The organism is Macrococcus capreoli (genome assembly GCF_025628935.1).
Taxonomy (GTDB): Bacteria; Bacillota; Bacilli; order Staphylococcales; family Staphylococcaceae; genus Macrococcoides; species Macrococcoides capreoli.
In genome coordinates this window covers 241,598-261,593 of the sequence record NZ_JAOTIS010000001.1, presented here as the reverse complement: position 1 = coordinate 261,593, position 19,996 = coordinate 241,598, and the positions used below count along the sequence as shown (strand labels likewise).

The 19,996-nt window shown below is 35.4% G+C and carries 29 protein-coding genes; 12 read left to right on the top strand and 17 right to left on the bottom strand.

The features are described from left to right. Window positions 1-119: 119 nt before the first annotated feature. The 4 genes from ygs to OCL94_RS01370 all read right to left on the bottom strand — a co-directional run bounded on the left by ygs (window position 120) and on the right by OCL94_RS01370 (window position 1,834). Window positions 120-491, bottom strand: coding sequence for a S1 domain-containing post-transcriptional regulator Ygs (ygs, locus tag OCL94_RS01385; RefSeq protein WP_262993895.1), 372 nt, complete (start codon window positions 489-491; stop codon window positions 120-122). Window positions 492-567: 76 nt separating this feature from the next. Next, window positions 568-834, bottom strand: coding sequence for a DUF1871 family protein (locus OCL94_RS01380; RefSeq protein WP_262993787.1), 267 nt, complete (start codon window positions 832-834; stop codon window positions 568-570). Then, window positions 809-1,009, bottom strand: a complete 201-nt coding sequence (locus tag OCL94_RS01375) for a hypothetical protein (protein WP_262993786.1) — start codon at window positions 1,007-1,009, stop codon at window positions 809-811. The genes OCL94_RS01380 and OCL94_RS01375 overlap by 26 nt, the downstream gene beginning before the upstream one ends. A 231-nt stretch (window positions 1,010-1,240) precedes the next feature. After that, window positions 1,241-1,834: a peptidylprolyl isomerase gene (locus OCL94_RS01370; protein ID WP_262993784.1), complete on the bottom strand. Its 594-nt coding sequence runs from the start codon at window positions 1,832-1,834 to the stop codon at window positions 1,241-1,243. Window positions 1,835-1,895: 61 nt separating this feature from the next. Here OCL94_RS01370 and kapB point away from each other — a divergent pair, with 61 nt between their 5' ends. The 8 genes from kapB (at window position 1,896) to mnhG (ending at window position 8,112) form a co-directional block, all read left to right on the top strand. Continuing rightward, window positions 1,896-2,279, top strand: coding sequence for a kinase-associated lipoprotein B (gene kapB, locus OCL94_RS01365; RefSeq protein WP_262993782.1), 384 nt, complete (start codon window positions 1,896-1,898; stop codon window positions 2,277-2,279). Window positions 2,280-2,424: 145 nt separating this feature from the next. Further along, entirely contained in the window at window positions 2,425-4,800 is a 2,376-nt protein-coding gene (locus tag OCL94_RS01360; RefSeq protein ID WP_262993781.1) for a Na+/H+ antiporter subunit A, read from the top strand. Next, on the top strand, window positions 4,784-5,212 hold the full coding sequence (locus OCL94_RS01355; protein ID WP_262993779.1) for a Na(+)/H(+) antiporter subunit B: 429 nt from the start codon (window positions 4,784-4,786) through the stop codon (window positions 5,210-5,212). The genes OCL94_RS01360 and OCL94_RS01355 overlap by 17 nt, the downstream gene beginning before the upstream one ends. Beyond that, the gene (locus tag OCL94_RS01350) at window positions 5,212-5,553 is read left to right on the top strand and encodes a Na(+)/H(+) antiporter subunit C (protein ID WP_262993777.1); all 342 of its coding nucleotides are present in this window, start codon (window positions 5,212-5,214) and stop codon (window positions 5,551-5,553) included. Before OCL94_RS01355 ends, OCL94_RS01350 begins: the two co-directional genes overlap by 1 nt. After that, window positions 5,540-7,018, top strand: coding sequence for a Na+/H+ antiporter subunit D (locus OCL94_RS01345; RefSeq protein WP_262993894.1), 1,479 nt, complete (start codon window positions 5,540-5,542; stop codon window positions 7,016-7,018). Before OCL94_RS01350 ends, OCL94_RS01345 begins: the two co-directional genes overlap by 14 nt. After that, a complete protein-coding gene (locus tag OCL94_RS01340; RefSeq protein ID WP_262993774.1) occupies window positions 7,018-7,497 on the top strand; it encodes a Na+/H+ antiporter subunit E in 480 nt (159 codons plus the stop codon). Before OCL94_RS01345 ends, OCL94_RS01340 begins: the two co-directional genes overlap by 1 nt. Continuing rightward, window positions 7,494-7,802, top strand: a complete 309-nt coding sequence (locus OCL94_RS01335) for a Na(+)/H(+) antiporter subunit F1 (RefSeq protein WP_262993773.1) — start codon at window positions 7,494-7,496, stop codon at window positions 7,800-7,802. The genes OCL94_RS01340 and OCL94_RS01335 overlap by 4 nt, the downstream gene beginning before the upstream one ends. Continuing rightward, window positions 7,774-8,112, top strand: a complete 339-nt coding sequence (mnhG, locus tag OCL94_RS01330; protein WP_262993892.1) for a monovalent cation/H(+) antiporter subunit G — start codon at window positions 7,774-7,776, stop codon at window positions 8,110-8,112. Before OCL94_RS01335 ends, mnhG begins: the two co-directional genes overlap by 29 nt. Before the next feature lie 25 nt (window positions 8,113-8,137). Here mnhG and OCL94_RS01325 read toward each other — a convergent pair whose 3' ends face one another. From OCL94_RS01325 to OCL94_RS01295, 7 genes are all read right to left on the bottom strand, one after another. Next, window positions 8,138-8,536: a PaaI family thioesterase gene (locus OCL94_RS01325; protein WP_262993770.1), complete on the bottom strand. Its 399-nt coding sequence runs from the start codon at window positions 8,534-8,536 to the stop codon at window positions 8,138-8,140. Window positions 8,537-8,562: 26 nt separating this feature from the next. After that, window positions 8,563-9,879 (bottom strand): Na+/H+ antiporter family protein, encoded by a 1,317-nt coding sequence (locus OCL94_RS01320; protein WP_262993768.1) that lies wholly within the window; start codon window positions 9,877-9,879, stop codon window positions 8,563-8,565. 145 nt (window positions 9,880-10,024) lie between these two features. Further along, a complete protein-coding gene (locus OCL94_RS01315; RefSeq protein ID WP_262993767.1) occupies window positions 10,025-10,345 on the bottom strand; it encodes a YuiB family protein in 321 nt (106 codons plus the stop codon). Between the two features lie 11 nt (window positions 10,346-10,356). Continuing rightward, window positions 10,357-10,836 (bottom strand): NUDIX domain-containing protein, encoded by a 480-nt coding sequence (locus OCL94_RS01310; RefSeq protein WP_262993765.1) that lies wholly within the window; start codon window positions 10,834-10,836, stop codon window positions 10,357-10,359. An 82-nt stretch (window positions 10,837-10,918) separates the two neighbouring features. Beyond that, entirely contained in the window at window positions 10,919-12,121 is a 1,203-nt protein-coding gene (locus OCL94_RS01305) for an NAD(P)/FAD-dependent oxidoreductase (RefSeq protein ID WP_262993763.1), read from the bottom strand. 162 nt (window positions 12,122-12,283) lie between these two features. Continuing rightward, entirely contained in the window at window positions 12,284-12,643 is a 360-nt protein-coding gene (locus OCL94_RS01300; protein WP_262993761.1) for a HesB/IscA family protein, read from the bottom strand. Window positions 12,644-12,655: 12 nt separating this feature from the next. Continuing rightward, complete coding sequence (locus tag OCL94_RS01295; RefSeq protein ID WP_262993759.1) at window positions 12,656-12,892, bottom strand: YuzB family protein; 237 nt, start codon at window positions 12,890-12,892, stop codon at window positions 12,656-12,658. A gap of 158 nt (window positions 12,893-13,050) precedes the next feature. Here OCL94_RS01295 and OCL94_RS01290 point away from each other — a divergent pair, with 158 nt between their 5' ends. Continuing rightward, window positions 13,051-14,115: an NAD(P)/FAD-dependent oxidoreductase gene (locus OCL94_RS01290; RefSeq protein WP_262993757.1), complete on the top strand. Its 1,065-nt coding sequence runs from the start codon at window positions 13,051-13,053 to the stop codon at window positions 14,113-14,115. 26 nt (window positions 14,116-14,141) lie between these two features. On the opposite strand, the gene OCL94_RS01285 is transcribed toward OCL94_RS01290, so the two are convergent. Next, window positions 14,142-14,453: a YuzD family protein gene (locus tag OCL94_RS01285; protein ID WP_262993755.1), complete on the bottom strand. Its 312-nt coding sequence runs from the start codon at window positions 14,451-14,453 to the stop codon at window positions 14,142-14,144. Window positions 14,454-14,477: 24 nt separating this feature from the next. Between OCL94_RS01285 and OCL94_RS01280 the strand changes: the two genes are divergently transcribed. Together OCL94_RS01280 and bioB are read left to right on the top strand one after the other, a co-directional pair. Next, on the top strand, window positions 14,478-14,795 hold the full coding sequence (locus OCL94_RS01280; protein ID WP_411268461.1) for a NifU family protein: 318 nt from the start codon (window positions 14,478-14,480) through the stop codon (window positions 14,793-14,795). A gap of 185 nt (window positions 14,796-14,980) precedes the next feature. After that, a complete protein-coding gene (bioB, locus tag OCL94_RS01275; RefSeq protein ID WP_262993753.1) occupies window positions 14,981-15,997 on the top strand; it encodes a biotin synthase BioB in 1,017 nt (338 codons plus the stop codon). 38 nt (window positions 15,998-16,035) lie between these two features. Here bioB and OCL94_RS01270 read toward each other — a convergent pair whose 3' ends face one another. The 3 genes from OCL94_RS01270 to OCL94_RS01260 are packed head-to-tail and all read right to left on the bottom strand — an operon-like array spanning window position 16,036 to window position 18,197. Continuing rightward, window positions 16,036-16,989: a 2-hydroxyacid dehydrogenase gene (locus OCL94_RS01270; protein ID WP_262993751.1), complete on the bottom strand. Its 954-nt coding sequence runs from the start codon at window positions 16,987-16,989 to the stop codon at window positions 16,036-16,038. Between the two features lies 1 nt (window position 16,990). Further along, window positions 16,991-17,773: a TIGR01457 family HAD-type hydrolase gene (locus OCL94_RS01265; RefSeq protein WP_262993749.1), complete on the bottom strand. Its 783-nt coding sequence runs from the start codon at window positions 17,771-17,773 to the stop codon at window positions 16,991-16,993. Further along, a complete protein-coding gene (locus OCL94_RS01260; protein ID WP_262993747.1) occupies window positions 17,760-18,197 on the bottom strand; it encodes a DUF86 domain-containing protein in 438 nt (145 codons plus the stop codon). Before OCL94_RS01260 ends, OCL94_RS01265 begins: the two co-directional genes overlap by 14 nt. A gap of 81 nt (window positions 18,198-18,278) precedes the next feature. Between OCL94_RS01260 and OCL94_RS01255 the strand changes: the two genes are divergently transcribed. Continuing rightward, window positions 18,279-18,542: a DUF3055 domain-containing protein gene (locus OCL94_RS01255; protein ID WP_262993745.1), complete on the top strand. Its 264-nt coding sequence runs from the start codon at window positions 18,279-18,281 to the stop codon at window positions 18,540-18,542. Between the two features lie 43 nt (window positions 18,543-18,585). Here the strand turns inward: OCL94_RS01255 and dltD are convergent, their stop codons facing one another. Together dltD and dltC are read right to left on the bottom strand one after the other, a co-directional pair. After that, window positions 18,586-19,758: a D-alanyl-lipoteichoic acid biosynthesis protein DltD gene (gene dltD, locus OCL94_RS01250; protein ID WP_262993743.1), complete on the bottom strand. Its 1,173-nt coding sequence runs from the start codon at window positions 19,756-19,758 to the stop codon at window positions 18,586-18,588. Further along, window positions 19,759-19,995, bottom strand: coding sequence for a D-alanine--poly(phosphoribitol) ligase subunit 2 (dltC, locus tag OCL94_RS01245; protein ID WP_262993741.1), 237 nt, complete (start codon window positions 19,993-19,995; stop codon window positions 19,759-19,761). Window position 19,996 lies beyond the last annotated feature (1 nt).

Genomic DNA, 19,996 nt, shown 5'->3' with positions numbered 1-19,996 from the left:
AACCCTTACATACTCTATAATGACGAATTTTAAGAAATACTTCAACCCTTATTGCTCAAATTTTCAAAATAATTTTTTATGCATGAATATGCAATAAAATAAGAAAAGAAGCCCCTTTATTACTGGAGCTTCTTCCCTTTCTCAACCCACTCCGGCAATTTCTCACGCAATGATTGAAATCCGATATTTTCTGGTTGTTTTAATTCTTCTAATACTGATTTTTTCTCTTTCTTACGTTCCTGACGTTTAAAGTAATCATTCTCTTTCAATGATAAATTTAATTTACCATCTTCAGAAATATCAAGAATCTTTGCTTTAACAATTTGTCCGACTGAGAGAAATAAATTCAAATTATGAACATAATCATTCATTACTTCTGAAATGTGGATTAATCCTTCAGTATGATTTTCGGTTTCTACAAATGCACCGTACGGTTGAATACCTGTAACTTTAACTTTAATAAACTGACCCTTTTTATACTTTTTATTCATCATATTTATCCCTCATTTTTAATATTCTAATTTTACCATAAAAATGAACATAAAAAAAATCATGTAACATCATATGCTACACGATTTCGCAAGTTGCCTTAAGTTGATATATTTTATTTAATATGTCTGTAATTTCTTCTTTTTGAGGTGACTGTTCAAAACTATGCAGAAATACTTCAGAAATGCGGCTAACCGTTTCTTCAAACGGTAATTTTTGGTGGACTAAATCCATGATCTCATAATATTCCATATCACCTTGTGTTGCATCTTCAAGCTGCATAGGATTCCAATCGTTTAAGATTTTGTACATCGCGATATTAAAGTCTGGATTCATGGCGCTCATCCTCTAACTTCTTCATGACTTCAGCTTCAAAAACTTTGAATTTTTCTTCTTGTTGCTTTGAATTTCTAATAAACATTTTAAATGATAAATACGCAAGTGTCATAAAGAAAATTAATGACATGACTGCAGGTACGTATTCCCATTTATTTTCTGGAAAATATAAAAATTCCATCATCACGAATCACCCCTAATCTAATAAAATATTATAGCATTAAAAAACGATAAAAAAAGAATAAGTCATGAACATTTCATGACTTATTCCAAAGGCTGTCGACAAAGCGTTTAGACGCAAGTAAACTGGAGACAATTCCAAAAAAATCGCTCTTTGATTTTGAAGGAATTGTTGAAGTTTACCTAGCGTCTGCTTTGGAGACGCCGTTTCAAAGGCTGTCGAACTAACACGATTCTATTTCAACACGTTAATCTTCTCAATCACAACGTCTTCTAATGGTTTATCTTGTGGACCTACTTGAACATTCGCGATTGTTTCTAATACGTCAAATCCTTCAACTAACTGACCGAACACGGTATGCTTTTGATCTAACCAAGGTGTTCCACCTATTTCAGCATATTTCTCAACAATCTCTTCAGGCCATCCACCTTGTTTTAATTGTGATAACATTTGTGCTGGTACTTGTTTCATTTGGACGATAAAGAATTGTGAACCGTTCGTATTCGGCCCAGCATTCGCCATAGATAACGCACCATATAGGTTATATGCATCCATTGAGAATTCATCTTCAAATTTATCACCATAAATACTTTCGCCACCCATACCTGTACCAGTCGGGTCTCCACCTTGAATCATGAAATCATTAATTACACGGTGAAAAATAATACCTTCATAATATCCTTTTTCAGATAATTGAATAAAGTTTTCTACAGTTTTAGGAGCGATTTCAGGAAATAATTTTAATTTCATCGTCCCTTTTGTCGTCACCATTTCTACTAAACGTTCATTTTCAGAAACTTCTGTATTTAATTGCGGAAAATTAGTCATTTTTTTACTCCTTCATGATATGATTATTACCATAATATATTAACACAAAAGGATGATAAATATGTACTTTAGACTTATGCACAAATCAGGAATTTATATTGTAGAAAAAATTGAAGAACAACCGCATGGTGTTTTAGTTAGTGTCGTGAGCGTCATAACACATCCAATGCAAGGTGACTTACATAGTCGTGGGGAAGTTGAAAATGTCTTCTTCCACGAACGTAAAGCGTTAGCACACCATGAAAAACGTGTTGTCGATGCCAATTTACTCAAACCTTACACTGAAGCGTTTCTACCATATACAGCGTCACTGATTCAAGCCGTTGCTAAAATGGAACTAAAATTACAAACGGACGATACACCTTTTAATAGGAAAGCGCTTGAAACACTTGCTTCTATTAAAAAGGATTATGAGCGCCAATATCAATTCACTTTCCCTCAATAAAAAAGTGACAATTCTTTGACGTTTTATGAATTTATTTTTTGTTTCTTCTTATTTAAGGAATAACGTCTATGAATCGGGTATGCGTTTCAGCTGCAATTCAATGCATCATTTTTCTTGTATAATAGAATGTAAGGGAGGTTACTTTATGATACTTTGGATTGTATTGCTGCCCTTTATTGCAGCTTTATTACCAGTCGTCATTCAGAAGCAATTCAGTAAAATTCATACAGGCTGGTTCGTATTACCCGTTCCAGTGATTGCTTCTTTATTTTTTATCAGCAAACTATCAAACATCAATCCTCCATTCTTTGAATCACATCGTTGGATGCCAAGCATCGGCTTGAATCTCAACTTCAAAATTGACGGGATTGGTTTATTATTTGCACTGTTAATTTCAATCATTGGTGCTTTAGTTGTGTTCTATTCCATTCATTATTTAAGTCACCGTGAGGAACTAGGTAAATTCTATACTTATTTATTATTATTTATGGGCGCCATGCTTGGCGTTGTTTTAAGTGATAATATTTTAGCGCTTTATATGTTCTGGGAGCTAACAAGCATTTCCAGCTTCTTATTAATATCATTCTGGTATGTTAAAGCGCGATCAATTCAAGGTGCTTTAAAATCTATGCTCATTACGGTATTTGGTGGATTAATGTTGTTAGGTGGGATTGCGATACTCATCACCATCACAGACACGACGTCTATTACTGAAATGATTAATCAATCTTCAACGATTCAACAGCATCCATTATTTCCACTCGCATTAATACTCGTATTACTTGCTGCCTGTACAAAATCAGCACAATTCCCATTTCATATTTGGTTACCAGATGCAATGGAAGCACCTACACCCGTAAGTGCGTACTTACATTCAGCTACGATGGTCAAAGCAGGTATATATTTAGTCGCACGATTAACACCTATTTTTGCTGTGAGTGCAATCTGGACATATAGTTTAATCTTTATCGGTTTGTTTACGATGTGCTTTGCATCGATTAAAGCTGTAAACCAGAAAGATTTAAAAGGTGTGCTTGCATTTAGTACGATTAGTCAACTCGGTTTAATTATGTCATTGTTAGGATTAGGATCTTTCGCCTTTTCAAATCAGTTTAAAGAGATGTATATTATCGCTATTACTGCAAGTGTCTTTCATATATTAAATCATGCATCGTTTAAAGGTGCTTTGTTTATGACAGTCGGTATTATCGATCACGAAACTGGAACACGCGATATTCGTAAATTAAATGGCTTGCTGACAATGATGCCCGTTACGTTCACGATGAGTTGTCTCGGCTTATTAAGCATGGCGGGTGTGCCACCGTTTAATGGTTTCTTAAGTAAAGAGATGTTTATTACTGCAGTGCTGAATGTCGTAAATCATGCGATGTCATCTCATTTGATACTATCAATAATTGCGCTACTGTTAATGTTTATCGGCAGTATGTTTACTTTTATTTACTGTATTAAATTATTAAAAGATATATTCTTCGGTCATCCGAAAGACAATACGAGTGAGAAACCACCACACGAAGCACCATTGTTATTATTAGTTTCTCCTATCGTATTGATTACGATGATGTTAATCATCTCTATCGTGCCAAATGTCTTTTTACCATTATTAACGGCAGCTACAGCAAGTATTACTAACCAACATGTTGATGTTGCACATATTCATCATTTCCATGGTATTAATTCACCGTTACTCATAACATTAGCAATTATTGTGTTCGGTGCATTGCTTGTTGCTACATATCAGCACTGGTCTAAACTTTATTCAGTGTTACCGGAACGATTCAGCTTAAATCACGGTTATGATTTCTTACTGAAACATTCGCAAACAACAAGTAAATCGATCAATCAATTTTTAGTCTTTAAGACGATTCGATTTAGTATGTCTGCCATTTTAGTGACCTTAATCTTAATGACCGTTTATGTATTTATCAATCATTCGGTCGCGATTAACTTTAAATCGTTGAGTACAATTCAACCGTATGAAATGATACTTGTCGGTATTATATTAATTGCAACAATCATGATATTAAAAGCACAATCCCGTTTATTTAGTATCATCATGTTAAGTGCGATCGGTTATTCTATTGCATTACTGTTCGTCTTCTTTAATGCGCCGGACCTAGCATTAACACAACTTGCAATCGAAACAATTTCAACGGCATTATTCTTAATGTGTTTCTATCATTTGCCGAAACAATATCGCCATAAAGAAAGTGCTACATTTAAACTCACAAACTTTGTGATTGCACTGCTAGCTGGAATTTGTGTCACGGTTATCGCACTCGCTGCTTATAGCAATAAGTTATATCCATCCATAGCTGACTATTACATTAAACATGTATACGATTTAGCTGCCGGAAAGAATATGGTTAACGTGATATTAGTTGATTTCCGTGGCTTTGATACTTTATTTGAATCAAGCGTATTAGGTATTGCCGGCATCGGTATTTACACATTAATCAGATTAAGACAGAATCGAGGTGAACATAATGAAAAAACAAAATAATGACGTCATCTTACAGTTTTGCACGCTCGTCGTCTTTTTCATCATCATTATGTTCGCATTCGCAATATTTATGGGCGGTCATTATACACCTGGTGGCGGATTCGTCGGTGGTTTATTAATATCATCCGCTTTATTAATTATCTTGATTGCTTATGATATTAAGACGTTACTACATATCATACCAATTGATTTCAAAAAAGTTATCGCAATTGGTCTCATGTTTTGTTACAGTACGCCAATCATCAGTATATTACAAGGCAAGCCTTTCTTTACTCATACATTTGGAGATATTCATATCCCATTACTGGGTGCGCTACATCTCCATACGGCTGTCTTGTTTGATACGGGTGTAATGCTTGCTGTTATCGGCACGACGATGACAATCATATTAACGATTGGGGAGAGTGAATAATGGAAATATTAATGATTATTTTAAGCGGCATACTCGTGACGTGCGGCGTTTATTTAATTCTCTCTAAAAGTTTACTTAGAATTATTATCGGTTCATCTATTATTTCACATGCAGTGAATTTACTATTGCTTACAAGTGGCGGATTGAAGAAAGGTGCCTCACCTATTTATGAGAAGCATCAACAGGTGTACGCTGATCCTATACCACAAGCACTCATTTTAACGGCTATCGTTATTAGCTTTGCGGTCACAGCATTCTTCTTAGTGCTTGCCTTTAGAAGCTATAAAGAATTAGGCACTGATAATATTTCGGATTACAAGGGGGTGCCTGATGATGAATAATTTAATTGTATTCCCGATTATCATCCCTGCAATTACCGCTATCATATTAATATGCATCGGTAAAAAGCCTATTTTAAAGCGTATTGTCGCATTTTGCGGGACATTGATTACTTTGTTTATTACATTGTTTCAGTTTATACAAGTCTTTAATCACGGCACGATGGTTTTAACGCTCGGTAACTGGAAGATTCCGTATAGTATCGTACTTGTTTCAGATATGCTCAGTGCATTACTCGTACTCACAACAACACTCATTACCGTCATCATGATTTATTATTCATATCAGTCAATTGGTATTGAGCGTGAAACGTATTATTACTATACGTCTGTAATGTTTATGCTGACAGGTTTAAACGGTGCGTTCACAACTGGCGATATCTTTAATTTATTTGTATTCTTTGAAGTATTTCTAATCAGTTCTTACGTCATGATGATCATTGGCGGGACAAAAATACAACTGCAGGAAAGTATTAAATATATTCTTGTCAATGTCACAAGTTCAGCTTTCTTCGTATTAGCCATCGGAATGCTTTATTCGGTTATCGGATCATTGAATATGGCGGATATGAGCCATAAAATTCACGGCATACAACATCAAAGTATCATTGTTATTTGCGCGATTCTGTTTATCTTTGTATTTGCAACGAAAGCCGGCATGTTTCCTTTATACTTCTGGTTGCCTGGTGCCTATTATGCACCACCGATTCCAGTGTTAGCGTTATTTGGTGCTTTACTTACGAAAGTCGGGGTTTATGCTTTATACAGAACATACAGCTTATTCTTTAGTCAGACAGGTGTGATTGTGCACAATATCCTACTAATACTCGCACTCCTTACAATCATATTTGGCTGTATTGGTGCACTTGCTTATCACGATATGAAGAAGATAATTATTTATAACATTATGATCGCAATCGGTGTGATTATCGTCGGTCTTGTGCTCTTCACAAAAGATGCAACGATCGGTGGTATATATTATTTAATACACGATATGATCATTAAAGCGAGTTTGTTTATGCTCATCGGTATTATTATGAAAATAACGCATGAAACAGATATCCGTAAGCTTGGCGGCTTAATTAAAGATTATCCGCTTCTTGGTGTCACATATTTTATTGCAGCATTATCGCTTGCTGGTATTCCACCGCTGAGTGGCTTTTACGGTAAATATTTTATCGTTAAAGCTGCGATGCAGGAAGGTTATATTATTAGCGCAATCGTTATTTTATTAAGCAGTTTAGTAGTACTCTATTCTGTCATCACAATATTTTTACATGTATTTTTCGGAACAGGACAAACTTATGTTAAGCCTGCCATTAATAAAATGATGTTTGCTGCAGTGACAATGACGGTCATTGCGATATTGTTTGGAGTAATGAGCGAATCACTATATCCTGTAATTGAAAAAGCAGCGTTATCGATTCATTCACCTGAAACTTATGTCAAAGCGTTAGGAGTGAAATAATGGCTATACAAATGATGATTCATACCGGCCTCGTCATACTATGGTGTATATTAACAGGTTCTGTATCGTTCGGAAATATGCTCCTTGGTTATCTGTTTGGATTATGTGGCATATACATTATGCGCCCATTTCTTCCTGGCGGTTTTTATTTAGTGCCGTTTTTAAAGTTTATTCGATTAATGGGTATCTTTATTATCGAACTATTGAAAGCAAATATAAGTGTACTGAAGATTGTAATGGCGCCTAAAATTGATGTACAACCCGCTTTCTTTATGTATCCAACGGACTTACGGAAAGACTGGGAAATTAGTTTGTTATCTTTATTGATTACATTAACACCAGGGACTGTTGTCGTTGCGGTTAGCGATGACAACAGTAAACTCTATATTCATGCCATCAACTTTAGCGATTTAGAATCAGAAATTAAAGGTATTAAGCATTCATTTGAGGATGCGATAAAGGAGATTGGCGTATCATGACAAATGACATTGTAAATATCATCATTATCATCGCACTAATTATCGTCGCGTGTGCAATGCTAGGCATCGTTTATCGTGTCATTAAAGGACCAACGCTTGCCGATCGCGTCGTTGCACTGGATGCTTTAGGGATTTCACTTATGGCAATGATTGCGTTATTCTCTGTATTACTGAATACAAAATACTACATTAGTATTATTATGTTACTCGGTGTATTAGCATTTTTAGGTACTGCAGCATTTGCGAAATTTATGGAGAGAGGAGAAATCGTTGAATATGATAGACACAATCGTGATCATCGTTAGTATGATATTTATAATACTAGGCGCGTTACTTTCAGTAATCAGTGCAATTGGATTAATTCGTTTGCCAGATGTTTATACGAGAGCCCATGCAGCAAGTAAATCGTCAACACTCGGCGTCATGTTTATGATGTTCGGCGTATTTCTATACTTTCTTGGACGTGACCATCATTTTGAACCGACGTTATTACTCGCCATCTTATTTATATTCACGACTGGCCCTATTGGTGGTCATTTAATTATGCGTAGTGCGTACTATTCAGAAACACCGTATACAGAGACGACAGTACGTGATGATTTGAATATTGAGTAATAGAAAAGAAGAGGAATGGATTATTTTATCCTTTCCTCTTCTTTTTAATTGCTACGGTACAACGAGATGTTGAAAGTAGTCTATTCGCTTCGTCATATACTTTAATATCCCAAACATGTATCGTGTTGCCTTGATGTAATATATGTGCATGAGCAAATACTTCACCTGATTTCGCACTGGTAATATGATTCGCATTAATTTCAAGACCTAACGGAATTTCGTCGTCCGCAATTAGCAATGCTGAACCATATGAAGCAGCTGTTTCACACAACGCAACAGTCGCCCCACCATGTAAATAACCAAATGGCTGACGTACAACATCTGTAATTGGCATCTTCATAATCAGTGTTTGCTGATCAAAGCTCACTTTTTCAATATTAAAGTGTGTAATTAAACTCGGTATCGACAATAAATCTTGTGACATCGTATCCTCCATTGAGTGCTTTTTATTTATAATACCATTGCTGCAATAAATCCAAAAATAATTAACGGTATGTTAAATAGTAAAAATGTCGGAACACATGTGTCATATATATGGTTGTGCTGTCCATCCATATTCAGCCCTGCTGTCGGTCCTAAAGTGGAATCACTCGCTGGACTTCCTGCATCACCTAGCGCACCCGCTGTTCCGATAACTGCAATCATCGCCATTGTACTTAAACCAATCGCCTCTCCCATCGGAATAAAGATTGCCGCAATAACCGGAACGGTCGCAAAGCTTGAACCAATACCTAAAGTAACGATTAAACCGATAAATAACATCGCTATTACCGTTAATGATTTCGAACCGTGTGTCATCTCTACTAATGATTTCACAAGCGTTTCCACTTGTCCTGTTTCCGTCATCACACTCGCAAATCCATTCGCTACAAGCATCACCATACCGATATATGCCATTACTTTCATACCATCGATTAATTCATTATCAAGCTCTTTCCAGTCAAACTGAAATGAGATAAAGAAGATTAATATCCCGGTTAATGCCCCAAATATCATTGAGCCCGTTAATGTCTGAACAATAAATGTTCCTAATATCGCAACAATTGTTAATGTGACTAACAAAGGATTTAATTGTTCTGGTGGTGCTTTCGTAGTAAACTGAACATCTTTATACTCACGCTCTTTACGATATATAAAGAATGCAATGAGTAATCCAACGATAAATCCGAACGAAGGAATTAACATTGCTTTCCATATATCACTGAATTCAATTGCAACATGCGCTTTATCAAATCCTTTTTTAATAATACCGTGGAAGATATAACCAAAGCCATACGGTAATAATGTATATGGAAATGTTAAACCAAAAGTAATAATCACTGCAATCAGTCGTCTATCAATCTTTAATTCATTGAATAAACTGAGTAACGGTGGAACGACAATTGGAATAAATGCGATATGTATCGGAATTAAATTCTGTGAGAAACAGCTCAATATTAATAAAAATAAGAAAATAACTAATTTCGTGATAACACGTGTTTTCTTCGTGTTCTCCTGATTGAGTTTATCAATTATTTTTGCAACAAAATAATCGGTAATACCTGAATACGAAATTAAGGCAGCAAACCCACCAAGCAGTGCATAACTTAATGCAATCTCACTTCCATCTACAATACCACTACTAAATACTTTAATCGTCTTCTCTACACCTAAACCTGCAGTAATCCCGCCGGCCAATGCACCTAAAAACAAACTTAATACAACATTTAATCTAAATAAACTTAATATGACCATAATCGCGATGGCTAATAAAACTGCATTAATCACGTTACCCACTCCTTTAGTTCGCTAATGTACTACCATGTTAAAGCACAGTATCATTTTAGTCAAGTATTTCTTATGTAAATGAAATATACAATAAATAAAAAAACACATAGCATTGAAACTATGTGCTCATAATAGTGAAAAATATTTAAAACATTGTATACCCACTGCGTCTTAAATTTCGTATTACAAATCCTGCTGTTACTGCACCTACAAGTCCACCTGACAACATAATAATATCTGCTGGCATCAAATGTGTCAGACCTGTCCATAATTTATTAAATGCAAAAGCAGGCTTTAATATATAGTCCGCAGTTGAAATTTTATCAACAATCGCAAATACAACTAATGGATATAACGCGGTCATTATCCAAGTGGATTTCAGTAACATATTTAATATAAATGCGATGCCAAAGAACAATACAAAGAACAATAACGTTGATATAATCAACTGAATTAAAGCTGTCAAAAAGCTACCTCCTATGTGAACAAATGATAATGTGTATAATTAAATTTCTTTCCAGGAGACACAGTGCTCGTCAAAGTAATCGGTTCACTCATGTCGTTAAGTAAATGATGAATCATCGGCGAAACAGTATCATCTTGTAATATAGATTGTGGTGATCGCCATGCAACGATTTCAATTTCATCATTCGGCACTGTAACAGTAATTTGTGTCGATAAAGGTTTAACGAGAAATAATATCATGTTATCAGAAATTTCTTCTTTAATCACACCCGTACGTAAACCCATTATGCCAATTACTTCACCTTGAATCCCTGTTTCTTCGTACAGTTCACGTAATACTGCCTGATCTGCAGTTTCGCCATTGTCTACAAAGCCAGCAGGCGTGCTCCACATACCACGCATCCCACCGTACTGTTTCTTTAATAGTAACCATTCACCTTTTTCATTCATAACAATTGCATTAACACCTAACCATACTTTATCTCTCATCATATGTGCTCCTCGCTTACAAAAAAAGTGAGGCAGGCTTGTTACATGCCCTTCTCACTTTTAAGCATTTAATATTGTTTCAATATTAAAATTTACCTTTTTTATATGCAACACCTGCGCCACCAATTTTGAATAAAGCACGTGTATCGATTAATTTTTTCATGAATGCTGCTTTTTTACCTGTAATTTCTTTACCGAATACTACACCAACACCGTCATGAGAACCTAAAGAACACACTGTTCCTTTATCATCATAAGCAAAAGCTGATAATTTTTCATTGTTTAATAACTTTTGAATTGCTTTAGCAGTATATTCACCTTGTTGCATCGCAATTTGTGCAGTAGTTGGTAATGGACGTTCCCCGCTCATAACTGCTGAACAGTCACCGATAACGAAGATGTCATCATAACCGTCAATACGTAAATCATCACGTACAATGATACGACCACGTTTAACGCCATCAAATGATTCTTCCATTAATTTAGATCCACGAACACCTGCAGCCCAAATCACTGTATTAGCAAATAATTGTTCTTCCTGTTCGTTTACTTTTACAACGAAACCATTTTCGTTTGCAGCTACGATTGGTGTCGCAATCTTGAATTCAACACCACGTTTCTCTAAGAAGTTCATTACGTATTTCACTAAATCATCTGAGAACATTGGCAGCATTCTTGGCGCTGCTTCAACACATGTTAATTTCACTTTTGATTGATCAATGTTGTACTCTTTGCATAATGCAGGTACTTTCTCAACTAACTCCCCTAATAATTCGATTCCTGTAAATCCGGCACCACCTACTAAGATTGCTAAGTCTTTCTCATCTTTCTCAGTGCTACTAGCATAATGTGCGAAACGTTCTTCAATATGCGCTGCAATACGACGTGCAGTATTGATGTTTTCAATTTGGAATGCATGTTCTTTCATTCCTGTAATACCGAAAGTTTCAGATTCGAAACCTAAAGCTACAACTAAAATATCAAATTTAAATGTACCTTTCGTTGTTTCAACTGTTTTTTCATCTTTGTTGATTTTTGTTACTTCACCAACAACGAAATCGACTTTGGAATGATTTAAAACACTTGCGATTGGATATAAACAATCTTTATATTCACGTGTTCCAGCAGAAGCTTCGTGTAACCAAGTTGCTTCATAATGATATTCATTTTTGTTGATTAAAGTAATGTCGCAGTCTTGTGCTGAAACTAATTTTTGAAGTTTAGCTACAGTTTGTAAACCTGCATAACCTCCACCTAAAACAACAACCTTTTTTCTTTCAAATCCCATTCGTATTCACCCATTCTCAATAAATTTTTTAAGCATCAAATCATGTAGTCATTGATATAAAATGTGATTTTTGTCACAAAGTTATTTATGAATATTCCAACTTATATATTAAAACTTTTAAGCTATAAATACAAGTTAATTCTTATGAATTCATATACAGTTTTAACAATTTTCCGGTGTACCTGCAACGTCTTTCGTTCTAAACGAACTACCACATCCACATGATGCAATAGCGTTTGGATTCTCAATGGCAAATCCACCGCCCATCAATGATTGTTTAAAGTCAACTGTTGTCCCGTTTAATATCGGCGCATCTGCTTTATCAACTAACACTTTCACACCATAGAATGTTAGTACTTCATCATTCTCTCCAGCTGCTTCTTCAGCACTCATTCCGTATGATAGTCCAGTACAGCCGCCACCTTTGACAGAGATGCGTAACATCCCATTGGGTAAACCGTTTTTTTCCATCATTGACTTTACTTCATAAGCTGCCGCTTCTGTTAATATTATTGTTGACATAATAATTCCTCCTTAAAATAACCATGTTGCTTCAATATGCTGATAAATATTGGCTTTTAAAGCTTCAGGCGTTTCACCTGTCACAATATCGCCATTAACTAAGGCGTATAAACTATCACTACATTGTCCACAATACGTTAAACAACCATAATCTAATACATCTATATTCGGATCGTTAGAAAGGTCATCAAAAACACTTTGACTCCCTTTCGCTAAATTTGAAATACAAAACTCCACAATAGGATTCATTTACATCTTCCTCAATTATGATAACTTTTACTTATCATTTTATATTAGCGATTGTTATCGCTCGATTGATATAATCGCTATAATTTAATGTTAATCTATATTATAATTTAGATTAAAGAAAAACAATAGAACTTTGACTTACGAAGGGGATTAAAACAATGAAAAATTTAGTGTTACTCGGTGGGGGATACGGTAATATGCGTATTATGCAAAAACTTTTGCCTAATACATTACCAGCAGAATATAATATTACATTAATCGATAAGATTCCATTTCATGGTTTAAAGACAGAGTTTTATGCTTTGGCAGCAGGTACTGAATCTGATAAAGATGTGCGTGTAGAGTTTCCGCAAGATAAACGCCTTAATATTGTTTACGGTGAAGTTACACAAATTGATTTAGATAAACAAATCGTTTCTATTGGAGAGAATCATGTTGATTACGATGAACTTGTTATCGGATTAGGTTGTGAAGATAAATATCATAATGTACCAGGTGCTGAAGCGTTTACCTATAGTATTCAAACGATGACAAAAGCACGTAAAACGTATCAAGCGATTGCTGACTTACCATCAGGTGCAACAGTGGGGATTGTTGGCGCTGGGTTAAGTGGTATTGAACTTGCAAGTGAGTTACGTGAATCTAGAAAAGACTTGAATATTAAACTATTTGACCGTGGTGAACGTATATTACCAGCATTTCCTGAAAAACTGAGTAGCTATGTAAAGAAATGGTTCGATAAAAATAACGTCGAAGTCATTCCTAATTCGAATGTCGTTAAAGTGGAACCAGGAAAACTTTATAATAATGACGTATCATATGAAGTAGATATATGTGTATGGACAGCAGGTATTCAACCGGTTGAGATTGTACGTAATCTACCTGTAGAATTAGGTGACGGTAATCGAGTGAAATTGAATCAATTTCACCAAATTCCAACACATACAAACGTTTATGTCGTAGGAGACTGCGCATCATTACCGCATGCTCCGAGTGCGCAACTCGCTGAATTGCAAGCTGAACAAATCATCGATGTGATGAAGACAATATGGTCAGGTAATGCTTTACCTGAAGTCATGCCTGAATTAAAGCTACAAGGATTTATGGGGTCATTAGGAGAAAAAGAAGGCTTCGCTTATTTAATGGAGAAAACAGTGACTGGCCGATTAGCTCGTTTAATGAAATCAGGCGTATTATGGCTATATAAATATCATAACGGATAAAAAAAGCGATCAGCAACGTGATCGCTTTATTTATTGTAATGTTCTTCTACGAACTTTGTCACTTGAGGTAACTGAATGTAACCATCCGCAACGATTTCGTCGTCCATCGTGATTAATGGATAGAATAATTCATCGTTATTAATCTGCTCGATAATATTCTCGTCATGGTCTGTAAGATTTTCAGCTTGATTAATATCGATGTAATTGTAATTGAATTGTAAATCCGGAAATTTACGATTTAAATTCGGTTGAATCCAGTCGTAAATATCTTTAGATGTTGGTGCATTTACGCAACTAGCGCACACAACATCCGCCCCGTAAATGATAACATTTATCATTTATAATACATCCCCCTTTAAACTATTAATTTATTATGCTATATTGATTATACTAAAAAAGTTAGAGTAAACCACTACATTTACTCGAAAGGAGTTATCATGACAACTGAACAACAAACAATGTTTGATGCTGTTAATGAAGTATTAGAAAAATTACGTCCATTCTTATTAAGAGACGGTGGCGATTGCGAATTAGTAGATGTTGAAGACGGTATTGTAAAACTACGTCTTTTAGGTGCATGTGGAACTTGCCCATCATCAACGATTACTTTAAAAGCTGGTATTGAACGTGCGTTATTAGAAGAAGTACCAGGCGTCGTAGAAGTAGAACAAGTATTTTAATACGCTTTAAAGCCGGGACAATTTGTTCCGGTTTTTTTTATTTTTTTAAATACCTTAGCGAAATGAATGGATGATCTATGAAAATACCGTACACGCAACAATTATGACCTACTACTAATTTCTATTCCTAATGTTTGTAAACCTATGATATAATTTAGTTAACATATAATAGAGGAGGTTTTCAATTGAACTACGCAAAACAAGTCATTAACGGTTATACTTTAACGAAAGAAGAAGCATTGCAAATTCTACAAACACCAGATCATCATGTCCTTTCATTATTAAATGATGCATATCAAGTGCGATATCATTATTATCAGAATAAAGTAAAGCTCAATATGATTCTCAATGCTAAAAGTGGTTTATGTGCTGAAGATTGTGGTTATTGTGGTCAATCGATTAAAGTCGATAAAAATGAAACGGGTTGTACGCCCTATGCATTAGTTGACGAAGAAAAAATTATTCAAGGTGCTACAAGCGCGGTTGAAAATAAAATCGGTACGTATTGCATCGTGATGAGTGGTCGTAAACCTACTAACCGTGAAGTTGATCGTGTAACAAGTGCAGTTGAAACAATTAAAGAAAATCATCCCCAGCTTAAGATTTGTGCTTGTCTCGGCCTGACAAATGATGCGCAAGCGAAACAGTTAAAAGCAGCTGGCGTCGATCGTTATAACCACAATATTAATACGAGTGCGCGATATCATGATGAAGTCGTTTCAACACATACTTATGAAGATCGGGTGAACACGGTTGAAATTATGAAGGAAAACAATATTTCACCATGTTCCGGTGTCATTTGCGGTATGGGAGAAACGGATGAGGATATTGTCGATATGGCATTCGCATTAAAAGCAATCGATGCTGATTCAATCCCGGTTAATTTCTTACATGCAATTAAAGGGACAAAATTCGAAGATAAAGATGAACTGACACCAAATAAATGTCTCAAGATTTTATCACTATTCCGTCTCATCAATCCTACGAAAGAAATTCGAGTTTCAGGTGGTCGAGAAGTCAATCTTCGTTCATTACAACCACTCGCTTTATACGCTGCCAATTCAATCTTTGTCGGTGACTATTTAGTGACATCAGGCCAACCGAATAAAGCAGATTATCAAATGATTGAAGATTTAGGCTTTGAAATTGAATCCAATGCATTTGAACAATCTCCTTACAACATCGAAACAGTCGTTTCATAAAAAAATGTATGGCGTCACAAAAGGACGTCATACATTTTTTATTTCACCTGACTCACAGGTGATTTATCTTGTAATATTAATTCAGCATTCTTTATACATAGTTCTATCATTGCATCTCGTGTATCGACGGTTGCACTACCGATATGCGGCAATACAGTAATTCGATTATCAGTTAAGAATGGATGATCTTTACCGACAGGTTCGTTATTTAACACATCAACACCAGCCGCATAAATTGACTCACTTTGGATCGCTTCAAGTAAATCTTCATCTATAACGTGTCCTCCACGTCCGATATTAATGAATATTGCACTGGACTTCATTTTATTAAAAGCTGCCTGATTAAATATACCTTTCGTTTCATTAGTCAGTGGCGCTGTACATACAATGAAGTCACTCTTTTCAAGCAGCTCATCAAAACTGACATAATCCGCTCCTAGTTCAGCTGCATACTGACTTTCGCTGCGATTATGATATTGAATATGCATATTAATCCCTTTGCAACGTCTTGCAAGTGCTACTCCAATACTCCCCATACCATAAATGCCGACCGTCTTTCCGTATACATCAAGACCTGCAAGTAAATATGGTGACCAACCGACCCAGTTACCAGTCTTCACAAGTTCACTTGCTTCAACGATACGTCTCGCTGTTGTTAACATTAAAGTAAAGCCTAATTCAGCTGTCGTTTCAGTTAATACATCTGGCGTGTTGCACACGATAATACCTTTTGATCTGGCGTATTCAATATCGATATTATCATATCCTACAGCTAGATTGATCACCGCTTTAAGCTGTGGATTTCGATCGATAAAGTCTTTATCAATCTTATCGCTCAACATTGAAATGATAATTTCTTTATCTTTCGCCGCTTCTAACAATGCATTCTTAGGCATCGCCTTTATCGTCTCTGGATATACTTCCACTTCTGCTAATTGACGTAATCGCGCTATGAAATGGTCAGGAATACTTCTTGTAATCAATACTTTCATACTACTTACCTTCGTATATGTCGATAACTTCTAATAAATTCTTCACACTATACGTTGGTGGTACCGCTTCAGCCATTACTTGCTCATACGTTGATACACCGGTTTGGACATGTAACGTATCAATACCGCTATTAATACCACTCATAATGTCCGTCATGTATAAATCACCAATCATCACAAGGTCAGATTTATCCAGACCAATCATCTCTACCGCTTTATTCATAATTGTCGGCATCGGTTTACCGATAAATAACGGATCTGCACCTGTTGACACGGTAATAACACTTGTTAACGCACCATTACCCGGTAAGAAACCACGTTCAGTCGGAATAGAAGTATCTGGATTCGTTGAAATAAACTTAGCACCATTACGAACGGCTAAGCATGCTTTCGATAATTTCTCATAATTAATATCGACATCTAACCCGATAACGACATAATCAACATGCTCTTCATCTTTAATAACTAGACCTTCGTCTTCTAACGCCTTACGAATACCAGTACCACCAATAACATACACACTCGCACCAGGTTTTTCGTCTGCTATATATGAAGCCGTCGCCATCGCGCTTGTGACAACATTATCTGCATGTGCAACAAATCCCATTTGTGATAACTTTTCTGCAACTTCATCTGGTCTTTTCGATGCATTATTTGTGACGAATAAATATGGTAAATTGTGATCCGCTAAATATTGAATAAATTCTTTCGCACCCTCGATAATACGAGTACCTGCATACATCGTGCCATCTAAGTCTAATAAATACCCTTTATATTTTTTCATTTTTTCTGCCCTTTCCGAAAGCTGATACGGGTCCTAATTCATTTGCAATAAACGTATCAACGTCCTCTTTAAATTGTTGATAAGCTTTTATATTATCCATAAATAGTCGCTTCACTGCTGCGTGATCAATGGCCGTATACGTTCTCACAAACGATTGACGCGACGGTAACGTATTGCTGATCGCAATTTTAGATTCAGGAGAAATCACCTTTTCCATTTCTAAAATATCAATTACATCTTGGTAACTACCTGGGTCACGCATTACAAATCCATCAATAACCATATTCCCCACATCAACGACTGCTTCGATTAACATATGGCATATTCGCTCTAATGCAAATCCTTCTGCATGTTCAACTTCATGGGATAATTGATTAATATAAACTAACTTTTCTTCTAACTCATCTCGATCTACAAAATACATGTCATCGCCTCCAATGCTATTTTATCAAATTTTGAAAAGTAAAACACAACATGTATAATAAAATTAATGGAGGAATGATGAATGATAGATATGTTTTTATATGATGATACAGAGAAAGCCAATATTCGATTCGTAAGTTTTGTCGGTGAAAATCGTCACGATTTAGCTTTAATACAAACAGATAGACATTATGGTAAAACAATCATACTTAATACACAATCCAATAAATTTGGTATTATTGGTCGTGATGACTTAGCAGAAGAAGGATATATCGCGCATGTGTTCGGCATTAGTGAAGCCGATGCACAAGAAATTACGTCCTTTTTGGAAGACGTAATACATTAAAAAATCACCCGAAATATTATTTCGGGTGATTTTTACTAATATATTAATGATTGAACTTATTGACAGGCATGTCAGGATATTTACCTTGCATATGGAGAATCATTGCAGCATCCGCAAATGCCCAACCTTCCCATCCAATATGAACCGCATCTTTAATAACATATGGCATATAATCCATACCTGACATATCATACGTTTTAAACCCATATTTATAAATATGGTCATTAATCTTCTGATAAACAGGTTGTCTTCTTTCATATGGTAAATTAATATGGTCATACCACTTACCATTTACAGGCAATACGATAAATAACGGATCAGCTTCTGCTTCTTTTAATGCTTCAAGTAATAAATCTAAATCATCAAATTCCTTTGAGTTAATAAAAAATTCATTATTTCTATACAATTTCTTTTGATGATGTAATATTTTTTTATAATACGCGTTATCCATACCATAAATATTATTCGTCGAATGATGCTTACCGTATTGCTCAGCGATTTGATAAATCTCATCCCAGCTCTTACCTTTAATATCAACTGTTTTCGAACGTTGTAACACATTATTCGATAACATTAATACCGATTTAACAGCATCATTTTTCTTCATTAAATTATTATAAATCTTTTCTTCAACCGTTAAATTATGACGATCACCGTCATTGGCATAATATTCTACTAAGCGCTTATCTTTCGTGGCAGTAAAGTCCATTAAACGACGACTCATTTTCTGTTTAAACGCTTTTGAAAGATGTTCATTGTTAAGTAAATCATCTAATTGTAACTCTGAATAACGTGCTGAGAAGTTATTGTCGTCGACACCTTTATCTGTAAACCATTGTGGAGAGATGATAATCGCAAGTTTCTTACCTTTGATTTCACCTACTTTGCTACCAATATTGATAGCATGAATGATATCAGTCGATCCACCAGTCCCAATTAAAAACGGCTTCTTACCCGTATCCATTGCTTTGAACATATGAATGGGGTGGAATGGATCTGGTTTCTCAAGCTCACTTGATCCTAATATTGGATAGTACTCTTGTGACTTAAATAAATTCTCCTGAATGACACGACCTTTAAACGTCGTGTCATTTAAATTTGCACCGTCACTTGTCGTTACCTTTAACGGCGACTTCTTGCTGATTAAATCAGGTGGCAGGCAAATAAACAGGAGAAATATTGCGATACTGATTATGGCAGGAATAAATTTCTTCACTTATCTTAACTGCTCTAATTCAGCAACAATCATATTTGGTGTAGCCCATGCATCTCTATCAAAATCAGTAATCGTCACATCAATATCAAGGCGGTCATTCAATACCATTAATAAGTTTACAGTTGCAAATGAATCTAAAATACCTTCGTCAAAAATACGTACATCTGGATTCGTTTTTACGATATCATCTTCTGCTACTTCTGCAATTACATCTAATACTTCATCTCTAAAATTCATT

Bases quoted from the DNA above. Each gene is read 5' to 3' on its own strand.
- OCL94_RS01260 (WP_262993747.1), bottom strand. From the start codon at position 18,197: ATGTATTTTGTAGATCGAGATGAGTTAGAAGAAAAGTTAGTTTATATT.
- mnhG (WP_262993892.1), top strand. From the start codon at position 7,774: ATGATAGACACAATCGTGATCATCGTTAGTATGATATTTATAATACTA.
- OCL94_RS01290 (WP_262993757.1), top strand. From the start codon at position 13,051: ATGAAAAATTTAGTGTTACTCGGTGGGGGATACGGTAATATGCGTATT.
- OCL94_RS01310 (WP_262993765.1), bottom strand. From the start codon at position 10,836: ATGATGAGAGATAAAGTATGGTTAGGTGTTAATGCAATTGTTATGAAT.
- dltC (WP_262993741.1), bottom strand. From the start codon at position 19,995: ATGAATTTTAGAGATGAAGTATTAGATGTAATTGCAGAAGTAGCAGAA.
- OCL94_RS01360 (WP_262993781.1), top strand. From the start codon at position 2,425: ATGATACTTTGGATTGTATTGCTGCCCTTTATTGCAGCTTTATTACCA.
- kapB (WP_262993782.1), top strand. From the start codon at position 1,896: ATGTACTTTAGACTTATGCACAAATCAGGAATTTATATTGTAGAAAAA.
- OCL94_RS01300 (WP_262993761.1), bottom strand. From the start codon at position 12,643: ATGTCAACAATAATATTAACAGAAGCGGCAGCTTATGAAGTAAAGTCA.
- OCL94_RS01285 (WP_262993755.1), bottom strand. From the start codon at position 14,453: ATGATAAATGTTATCATTTACGGGGCGGATGTTGTGTGCGCTAGTTGC.
- ygs (WP_262993895.1), bottom strand. From the start codon at position 491: ATGAATAAAAAGTATAAAAAGGGTCAGTTTATTAAAGTTAAAGTTACA.
- OCL94_RS01340 (WP_262993774.1), top strand. From the start codon at position 7,018: ATGGCTATACAAATGATGATTCATACCGGCCTCGTCATACTATGGTGT.
- OCL94_RS01355 (WP_262993779.1), top strand. From the start codon at position 4,784: ATGAAAAAACAAAATAATGACGTCATCTTACAGTTTTGCACGCTCGTC.
- OCL94_RS01265 (WP_262993749.1), bottom strand. From the start codon at position 17,773: ATGAAAAAATATAAAGGGTATTTATTAGACTTAGATGGCACGATGTAT.
- OCL94_RS01335 (WP_262993773.1), top strand. From the start codon at position 7,494: ATGACAAATGACATTGTAAATATCATCATTATCATCGCACTAATTATC.
- OCL94_RS01325 (WP_262993770.1), bottom strand. From the start codon at position 8,536: ATGTCACAAGATTTATTGTCGATACCGAGTTTAATTACACACTTTAAT.
- OCL94_RS01295 (WP_262993759.1), bottom strand. From the start codon at position 12,892: ATGAATCCTATTGTGGAGTTTTGTATTTCAAATTTAGCGAAAGGGAGT.
- OCL94_RS01305 (WP_262993763.1), bottom strand. From the start codon at position 12,121: ATGGGATTTGAAAGAAAAAAGGTTGTTGTTTTAGGTGGAGGTTATGCA.
- OCL94_RS01370 (WP_262993784.1), bottom strand. From the start codon at position 1,834: ATGACTAATTTTCCGCAATTAAATACAGAAGTTTCTGAAAATGAACGT.
- OCL94_RS01375 (WP_262993786.1), bottom strand. From the start codon at position 1,009: ATGATGGAATTTTTATATTTTCCAGAAAATAAATGGGAATACGTACCT.
- OCL94_RS01350 (WP_262993777.1), top strand. From the start codon at position 5,212: ATGGAAATATTAATGATTATTTTAAGCGGCATACTCGTGACGTGCGGC.
- OCL94_RS01270 (WP_262993751.1), bottom strand. From the start codon at position 16,989: ATGAAAGTATTGATTACAAGAAGTATTCCTGACCATTTCATAGCGCGA.
- OCL94_RS01255 (WP_262993745.1), top strand. From the start codon at position 18,279: ATGATAGATATGTTTTTATATGATGATACAGAGAAAGCCAATATTCGA.
- OCL94_RS01380 (WP_262993787.1), bottom strand. From the start codon at position 834: ATGAGCGCCATGAATCCAGACTTTAATATCGCGATGTACAAAATCTTA.